The sequence below is a fragment of the Micromonospora sp. KC723 genome (assembly GCF_004348595.1).
In the GTDB taxonomy this organism is placed as follows: domain Bacteria; phylum Actinomycetota; class Actinomycetes; order Mycobacteriales; family Micromonosporaceae; genus Micromonospora.
Genome location: NZ_SMKD01000045.1, coordinates 32,141 through 39,461 on the forward strand (window position 1 = coordinate 32,141; position 7,321 = coordinate 39,461).

8 protein-coding genes are annotated in these 7,321 nt (G+C 75.2%); 6 read left to right on the plus strand and 2 right to left on the minus strand.

All coding sequences use genetic code 11. The features are described from left to right. Positions 1 to 52: 52 nt before the first annotated feature. Positions 53 to 1,549 carry a PLP-dependent aminotransferase family protein gene (locus E1165_RS12995; protein WP_207916869.1) on the minus strand — a complete coding sequence of 499 codons (1,497 nt, stop codon included), beginning with the start codon at positions 1,547 to 1,549 and terminating at the stop codon, positions 53 to 55. Between the two features lie 35 nt (positions 1,550 to 1,584). Here E1165_RS12995 and E1165_RS13000 point away from each other — a divergent pair, with 35 nt between their 5' ends. The 3 genes from E1165_RS13000 (at position 1,585) to E1165_RS13010 (ending at position 3,388) form a co-directional block, all read left to right on the plus strand. Then, the gene (locus tag E1165_RS13000) at positions 1,585 to 2,184 is read left to right on the plus strand and encodes a LysE family translocator (RefSeq protein ID WP_243704734.1); all 600 of its coding nucleotides are present in this window, start codon (positions 1,585 to 1,587) and stop codon (positions 2,182 to 2,184) included. Between the two features lie 10 nt (positions 2,185 to 2,194). Beyond that, positions 2,195 to 2,893 carry a B3/4 domain-containing protein gene (locus tag E1165_RS13005; RefSeq protein ID WP_132391145.1) on the plus strand — a complete coding sequence of 233 codons (699 nt, stop codon included), beginning with the start codon at positions 2,195 to 2,197 and terminating at the stop codon, positions 2,891 to 2,893. A gap of 81 nt (positions 2,894 to 2,974) precedes the next feature. Further along, complete coding sequence (locus E1165_RS13010) at positions 2,975 to 3,388, plus strand: archease (protein WP_132391147.1); 414 nt, start codon at positions 2,975 to 2,977, stop codon at positions 3,386 to 3,388. Positions 3,389 to 3,407: 19 nt separating this feature from the next. Here E1165_RS13010 and E1165_RS13015 read toward each other — a convergent pair whose 3' ends face one another. Continuing rightward, positions 3,408 to 4,826, minus strand: a complete 1,419-nt coding sequence (locus E1165_RS13015; RefSeq protein ID WP_132391149.1) for an RtcB family protein — start codon at positions 4,824 to 4,826, stop codon at positions 3,408 to 3,410. A 76-nt stretch (positions 4,827 to 4,902) separates the two neighbouring features. Between E1165_RS13015 and E1165_RS13020 the strand changes: the two genes are divergently transcribed. The 3 genes from E1165_RS13020 to E1165_RS13030 form a co-directional block, all read left to right on the plus strand. Then, positions 4,903 to 5,712: an SDR family oxidoreductase gene (locus tag E1165_RS13020; RefSeq protein ID WP_132391151.1), complete on the plus strand. Its 810-nt coding sequence runs from the start codon at positions 4,903 to 4,905 to the stop codon at positions 5,710 to 5,712. A 263-nt stretch (positions 5,713 to 5,975) separates the two neighbouring features. After that, entirely contained in the window at positions 5,976 to 6,377 is a 402-nt protein-coding gene (locus E1165_RS13025; protein ID WP_132391153.1) for an SSI family serine proteinase inhibitor, read from the plus strand. Positions 6,378 to 6,499: 122 nt separating this feature from the next. Then, on the plus strand, positions 6,500 to 7,321 hold an 822-nt coding region (locus E1165_RS13030; RefSeq protein WP_132391155.1), incomplete at its 3' end, for a pentapeptide repeat-containing protein.

Genomic DNA, 7,321 nt, shown 5'->3' on the forward strand with positions numbered 1-7,321 from the left:
GGCTCCCCGGGGACAGGCAGTGGCCGACACTATCCACCGTCGTCGGCGGCCGTCAACGGTGGCCGCCACCCACCGGGGCCGGACGGCGTGCCGCTGCGACGGTGGCGATGCCCTCCTCGATCTCCCCGGCGGTGGTGGCGGCGTAGCCGAGCACCAGTCCGGCCGGGTACGGGCGTTGGGCGTGCCAGGACAGCGGCTGGGTCTTCACGCCCCGGCGCAGCGCCTCGGTGGCCAGCGCGACGTCGCAGCCGATTCCCGGGATGGTCACCGTCAGGTGCAGCCCGGCCGCCGCGCCGTGCACGGTGGCTCCCGGCAGGTGCCGGCCGATCGCCCGGATCATCGCGTCCCGGCGACGTACGTGCCTGCGGCGCAGCAGACGCAGGTGCCGGTCCAGGTCACCGGAGGTCATCAGCTCGGCCAGGACCAGCTGCGGCAGGACGGCGTTGCCCAGGTCTGCCATCCGCTTCGCGGCCACCAGCGCGTCCCGGTACCGTGGCGGCGCGAGCACCCACCCGACCCGCAGGGCCGGGGCGAGCAGCTTCGAGACGCTGCCGGTGTAGCAGACCCGATCCGGCAGGCTGGCGCGCAGGGCGGGCACGGGCGGCCGGTCGTAGCGGTGTTCGGCGTCGTAGTCGTCCTCGAGGACCAGGCCGCCGTCGCGGGCCCAGTCGAGCAGCCGCCGGCGCCGGTCGCCGTGCAGCACCACACCGGTGGGGAACTGGTGCGCCGGGGTGAGCAGCACGGCGCGGTGCCCGGCGGCGACCAGTTCGTCCACCCGCAGCCCGTGGTCGTCGACAATCACCGGTGGGGTGTCCACCCGCCAGTTTCGCAGGTGCTGGCGGACGCCGAGCGACCCCGGGTCCTCGACCGCGACGGTGTGCACGCCGTCGTCGCGCAGCACCTGGGCGAGCAGGCCGAGCGCCTGGGAGACGCCGGTGACGACCAGCACCTCGTCCGGGTCGGCGCGGATGCCGCGGGTGCGGGCGAGCCACCTCGACACCGCGACCCGCAGGGCGGGAGCGCCCTGCGGGTCGCCGTAGCCGAGGGCGGCGGCGTCGAGGTGGCGCAGCACGGTGCGTTCGGCCCGCAGCCAGGCCGCGCGGGGAAAGGCCGCCAGGTCGGGTACGCCCGGTGACAGGTCGATCCGGGCGGGGGTGGCACGTAGCTTCTCGAAGATCTCGGTTCCGGGGTCGGACACGAACACCGCTTCCGGCGGCGGGGCGGGCATGACCGGCGCCGACGGCGCGACAGCCGGGGTCGCGACGACGACGGTCCCGGCGCGGCCCCGGCCGACCACCTGCCCCTCCTCGGCCAGCCGCTGGTACGCCTCGGTGACCACGCCCCGGGAGACGCCGAGTTCGTCGGCGAGCACCCGGCTGGCCGGCAGCCGACCGCCGAGCGGGATGCGCCCGTCGGCGATCGCGGCGCGCAGCCGGTCGGCCAGCCAGGTTGCCCGGCCGCCGGGTGGGGCGGTGCCGACGTCGAGTTGGAGGAAGTCCGACCCGGCCGTTATGGACCTCTCCACCAGGCTGTTTTTGGCTCTGGGCACTGGACCATTGTGGCATCAGGGTGAAGTTCGTGAGCATGTCGTTCCTCCTGGCCACACTGGTGGTGGCCGCCACCCCGGGCACCGGGGTCGTCTACACCCTCTCCGCCGCGCTGTCACAAGGACAGCGCGCCGGGCTGGTGGCCGCCGTCGGCTGCACGCTGGCGTTGGTGCCCCACCTGGTGGCCGTGGGCACCGGCCTGGCGGCGCTGCTGCACGCCAGCCCGACCGCGTTCGACGTGGTGCGGTACGTGGGCGTGGGGTACCTGCTGTACCTGGCCTGGGTCACCGCGCGGGACCGCTCCGGACTCGCCGACGATCCGGTCGCCCGCCCGGCCTACCGGGTGATCACCTCGGCGGTGCTGGTCAACCTGCTCAACCCGAAGCCGGTGCTGTTCCTGCTGGCGTTCCTGCCGCAGTTCGTTTCCGCCGACGCGCCGGACAGCACCCGGCAGCTGCTGCTGCACGGTGCGGTGTTCATGCTCGTCACGCTCGTGGTGTTCGCCGGGTACGGCATCCTCGCCGGCGCGCTGCGGGAACGGGTGCTGGCCCGGGCCCGGCTGACCTGGCGGATCCGCCAGGCGTTCGCCGGGTCGTTCGTCGTGCTCGGGCTCTCCCTGCTGTTCGCCGAGAGATAGGACCACCACCATGCGTTTCCAGCATTCCGCAGCCGTCCGGTCGGCACACCCGACCCTGGTGGCCGCCGCGCTGTGCGCCGACGGGCTGACTCCGGACACCGATGTGGCGGAGCCGGTGGCGCGCCTCGTCGCCACGGCCCGCGACCGGCTGGCGGCCGGCCCCGAGAGCGGACTGGACGAGATCCGGGCCTGGCGGCGGGCGTTCGCCACGATCGGGCTGCCGCCGACGCGGTACCGGTGCGCGGCCGAGTCGCTGCTGCGCCGCCTGCGCCGCGACGGGGACCTGCCCCGACTGCATCCCCTCGTCGACCTCTGCAACGCCGTCTCGGTCGCGTACGCGATCCCCGTCGCGGTGCTCGACCGGGACCGGATCGACGGCGACCTGGAGGTGCGGCCCGCCACCGGCGCCGAGGAGTACGTGACGTTGGCCGGCGGCGTGGAGCACCCGGAGCCCGGCGAGGTGATCTTCGCCGACGGCTCCGGTCGGGCCCACTCGCGGCGCTGGACGCACCGGCAGAGCGGGTGGTCGGCGGTACGGCACGACACACAGCGCGTGCTGGTGGTCGTCGAGGCGCTGCACGAGAGGGCCGGCGACGACGTGCCGGCGCTGCTGGACACCCTGACCGGCGAGTTGGCCGAGCGGTGGAAGGTCGACGCGCGGGGCGGCGTGCTGACCGCCGACGCACCCGCCCTCGACATGCCGGGTTGAGGCGCCCGCGCCGTCGACGAGGCACCTGCCGGTGCGGCAGTTCGGCACGAGGACGCCGGGTCGGGGCGGCATGATCGGAGCATGGACCGAGGGCATCGCGCCGTCGCGCACACCGCCGACGTGCGGATCGAGGCCTGGGCGCCGGACCGGGAGGGCTGCCTGGCCGAGGCGGTCGCCGCGCTGGTGGCGACCTTCGCCGACGCCGACGGGGTGGCCGCGGACGGCGAGACGACCGTCGAGCTGCCGGCCGGCGACGACAGCGAGCTTCTGGTCGGTCTCCTCGACGAGGTCATCTTCCGCCTGGAAACCGAGGGCACGCTGCCGGTGGCGACCGACGCGCGGCCCGCCGACGGTGGGCTGCGGGTGCGGTGGCGCACGGTGGACGCCGGCGCGGTGGAGCTGGTGGGGGCGGTGCCGAAGGCGGTCAGCCTGCACGCGTTGCGCTTCGACCGGGACGCGACGGGATGGCGTTGCGCGGTGACCGTCGACGTGTGAGCGCCGGCGGTGCGCCGGTTCAGCCCTTGACCACGCCGACCGGGACCAGCCGGGCCACCCGCCGGCACAGCCCGGCGCCCTCGGTCGCCTCGATCACCGCCGCGATGTCCTTGTACGCCTCCGGCATCTCCTCGGCCAGGCCCCGCCATGACGCGCCCCGCACCGCGATGTCCCGGGCCTCGATCTCGCGGCGCGGGTCGTGGCCGCGCACGGCCCGGGTCGCCTGCCGGCGGCTGCGGACGCGGCCGGCGCCGTGGCAGGTGGAGGCGAAGGCCGGCGCGCCGGGCACCCCGACCAGGACGTACGAGGGGGTGCCCATCGAGCCGGGGATGAGCACCGGCTGGCCGGCGGGGCGCAGGTCGTCGGGGAGTTCGGGATGCCCCGGCGGCAGGGCACGGGTGGCGCCCTTACGGTGGACGCAGAGCCGGCGCGGCGCGCCGTCCACCACGTGTTCTTCGATCTTGGCGAGGTTGTGCGAGACGTCGTAGACCAGGTCCAGCGCCCGGCCGGTGCGGTCGGCGAAGACCCGGCGGGCGGACTCGGCCAGCAGCTGCCGGTTGGCCCGGGCGTAGTTGGCCGCGGCGGCCATCGCGCCGAGGTAGGCGCGGCCCTGCGGTGACGACACCGGCGCACAGGCCAGTTGCCGGTCGGGCACCTCGATGCCGTAGCGGGGCATGGCCTTCTCCATGGTTCGCACGTGGTCGGTGCAGATCTGGTGGCCCAGTCCCCGCGAACCCGAGTGGATCATGACGCAGATCTGGCCCGGCCGCAGCCCGAAGGCCTCCGCCACCGCCGGATCGTAGACCTCGTCGACGGCCTGCACCTCCAGGAAGTGGTTGCCGGAGCCGAGGCTGCCCACCTGCTGCTGGCCGCGCTGCACGGCCCGTTCGCTCACCTGGGCCGGGTCGGCGTCGGCGACGGCGCCGCCGTCCTCGCAGCGCGCCAGGTCGCGGGCGGTGCCGTGGCCCCGGTCGACGGCGTACCGGGACCCGCCGCGCAGCACCGCGTCGAGCTCGGCCGGGTTGGCGAGCTGCCACACCGCGCCCCGGCCCATCCCCCGGGGCGTGCCGGCGCTCAGCCCGTCCATCACCGACTCCAGTGCGCCGCCCAGCTCGGCCCGGTCGAGGTCCGCGGCGAGCAGCCGTACCCCGCAGGAGATGTCGAAACCGACGCCGCCCGGCGACACCACCCCGCCGTCGGCCGGGTCGGTGGCCGCCACCCCGCCGATCGGGAAGCCGTACCCCCAGTGCACGTCGGGCATGGCGTACGAGGCGCCGACGATGCCGGGTAGCGTGGCGACGTTCGCCACCTGCTCCAGCGACCGGTCCCCCACCGCGTCGGGCAGCAGGGACCGGGACGCGAACACGGTGCCGGGTACCCGCATCGGGTCGTGCCGGTCGATGCGGAACCGGTAGGGCGCCTCCTCGACCAGTTCCATGCCCCCGCGCCTACCCGCCGCACCCGCCATCACACCTGCCCCGATTGGGAGGACCGCGCCAGGGTAGTGCGCAAACATGCCTGAGCGACACGAGAACTACCCGAGAATCGCCGTCGTCACCGGCGCCGACTCCGGTATCGGCAAGGCCTGCGCGGTCGCGCTCGCCGAGGCGGGCTTCGACATCGGCGTCACCTGGCACCGCGACCGCGACGGGGCGCGACGCACCGCCGAGGAGGTACGCGCCGCCGGCCGCCGGTGCGAGGTCGCCGAGCTGGACCTGACCCGGCTGCCGGAGGCCGCCGCCGTCGTCGACGAGCTGGCCGACCGGCTGGGCGGGATCGGGGTGCTGGTCAACAACGCGGGCACGGGGGCGTCCGCCCCGTTCGTCGACACCGGCTGGGAGCAGTGGCGGGAGGTGCTCGCGGTGGACCTGGACGGGCCGTTCCTGTGTGGGCAGCGGGCCGCCCAACGGATGCGGGCCGCCGGGCGGGGCGGGCGGATCATCAACATCACCAGCGTGCACGAGCACGCGCCACGGGTCGGCTCGGCCGCGTACTGCGCGGCGAAGGGCGGGCTGGGGCTGCTCACCCGGGTGATGGCGCAGGAGTTGGCCGCCGACGGGATCACCGTCAACGCGGTCGCGCCGGGAGAGATCAGCACGCCGATGACCGGCCAGGAGGACGTCGACCCGTTCACCCAGCAACGGCCGGGGGTGCCGGTGGGGCGGCCGGGCGACGCGCGGGAGGTGGCCGCGGTGGTGGCGCTGCTCGCCTCCCCCGCCGCCGCGTACGTCACCGGGGCGTCCTGGCCGGTGGACGGCGGGATGCTGCTGATGGGTCCGCAGGCGGGCTCGCACCTGCCGTCGGACGACTGGCGATCGGTGTGACACCTGCTGGCACAGGCATGAGCTGCGCGTAACACTGACGCAACGCATGGGTCGACCTGACGACCTTTGCGACAGGACGCGCGGCGGCCGTCGCGTCGATCGCGCAGGCTGTCACACCCAACGAATCCCGGCACCAGCCACTGTAACAACAGGTGACGCTTCGTGTTCACACCGTCCTCCTAGGGTTTGCGGCGGCCCGGCCACACGACGGCCCGGCCGCCCACCCGGCCCCCATCCGGGGCCCCGCTACGGAAGGACACACCATGCCGTTCACCCGACGCGCCACCGCCGCCGCGCTCACCATCACCGGCCTCGCCGCGGCCCTGCTGCCCGCGACCGCGCAGGCCGCGCCCCGCTCCGGCCCGCAGACCCCGTCGGTGCTGCTGCTCTCGACCGAACAGCCCGGCGACCACCGCTCGGCCGTGCTGGTCTGCGAACCCGCCGGCGGCACCCACCCCGACGCGGCGGACGCCTGCCACGCCGTGGCCCACGTGAACGGCGACCTGTCCGCCCTCGCATTCGACGAGGGCCCCTGCACCTTCGAGTACGCCCCCGTCACGGCCCACGCCTGGGGGTTCTGGCAGGACCGCCCGGTGGCCTGGTCGAAGACGTACAGCAACCGGTGCCTGCTGCTGCGCGGCACCCGAGCGCTGTTCGACTTCTGACCGAGCAGCGCGGCGCCCGCCCCTGGGGAGCGGGCGCCGCGCCCGCTCCCCAGCCCGGGGCACAATGGGCCCGGGCCCGGGACGGACGGGCCGAAACACCGACGAGCCGGGGAGAGCCCGCCGTGTCCGAACCGCCGCGCCCGGACGAGCTGCGCGCCGACTGCGCCCGTTGCGTCGGCCTGTGCTGCGTCGCCCCCGCCTTCGCCGCGTCCACCGACTTCGCCCTGGACAAACCCGCCGGCCAGCCCTGCCCGAACCTGCGCCCGGACTCCCGTTGCGGCATCCACGACCGGCTGCGTGAACGCGGCTTCCCCGGCTGCACCGTCTTCGACTGCTTCGGCGCCGGCCAGCGGGTCACCCAGGACACCTTCGGCGGGCGCACCTGGCGCGACGACCCGGCCACCGCCGCGGCGATGTTCGCCGCGTTCACGGTCGCGCGCCCGCTGCACGAACTGCTCTGGTACCTCACCGAAGCGGTGACGCTCGCCCCGGCCGGGCCACTACGCGACGACCTGTCCGACGCCGCCGCGCAGACCCGACAGCTGGCCGCCGGCAACCCCGACGAACTGCGGGCGGTCGACGTCGACGCCCACCGGACACGGGTGAACCCGCTGCTGTCCCGGGCCAGCGAGCAGGCCCGCCACGGCCACGGCGGCCCCGACCACCGGGGCGCCATGCTGCTCGGCGCGGACCTGCGACAGGCCGATCTGACCGGGGCGAACCTGCGAGGCGCCTGCCTGGTCGGGGCCGACCTGCGCGGCGTGAGGCTGCGCGCCGCCGACGTCACCGGCGCGGACCTGCGCGGGGCCGACCTGCGCGGGGCCGACCTGCGCGACACGCTCTTCCTGCACCAATCCCAACTCGACGCCGCCCGCGGCGACCGGACCACCCGACTGCCGGCGGCGCTGCGCCACCCCGGCCACTGGTCGGGGCTCGCCCTCACC

Coding starts and splice junctions, on each gene's coding strand:
- E1165_RS13000 (WP_243704734.1), top strand. CDS start 1,585: ATGTCGTTCCTCCTGGCCACACTGGTGGTGGCCGCCACCCCGGGCACC.
- E1165_RS13005 (WP_132391145.1), top strand. CDS start 2,195: ATGCGTTTCCAGCATTCCGCAGCCGTCCGGTCGGCACACCCGACCCTG.
- E1165_RS13010 (WP_132391147.1), top strand. CDS start 2,975: ATGGACCGAGGGCATCGCGCCGTCGCGCACACCGCCGACGTGCGGATC.
- E1165_RS13015 (WP_132391149.1), bottom strand. CDS start 4,826: ATGGAACTGGTCGAGGAGGCGCCCTACCGGTTCCGCATCGACCGGCAC.
- E1165_RS13020 (WP_132391151.1), top strand. CDS start 4,903: ATGCCTGAGCGACACGAGAACTACCCGAGAATCGCCGTCGTCACCGGC.
- E1165_RS13025 (WP_132391153.1), top strand. CDS start 5,976: ATGCCGTTCACCCGACGCGCCACCGCCGCCGCGCTCACCATCACCGGC.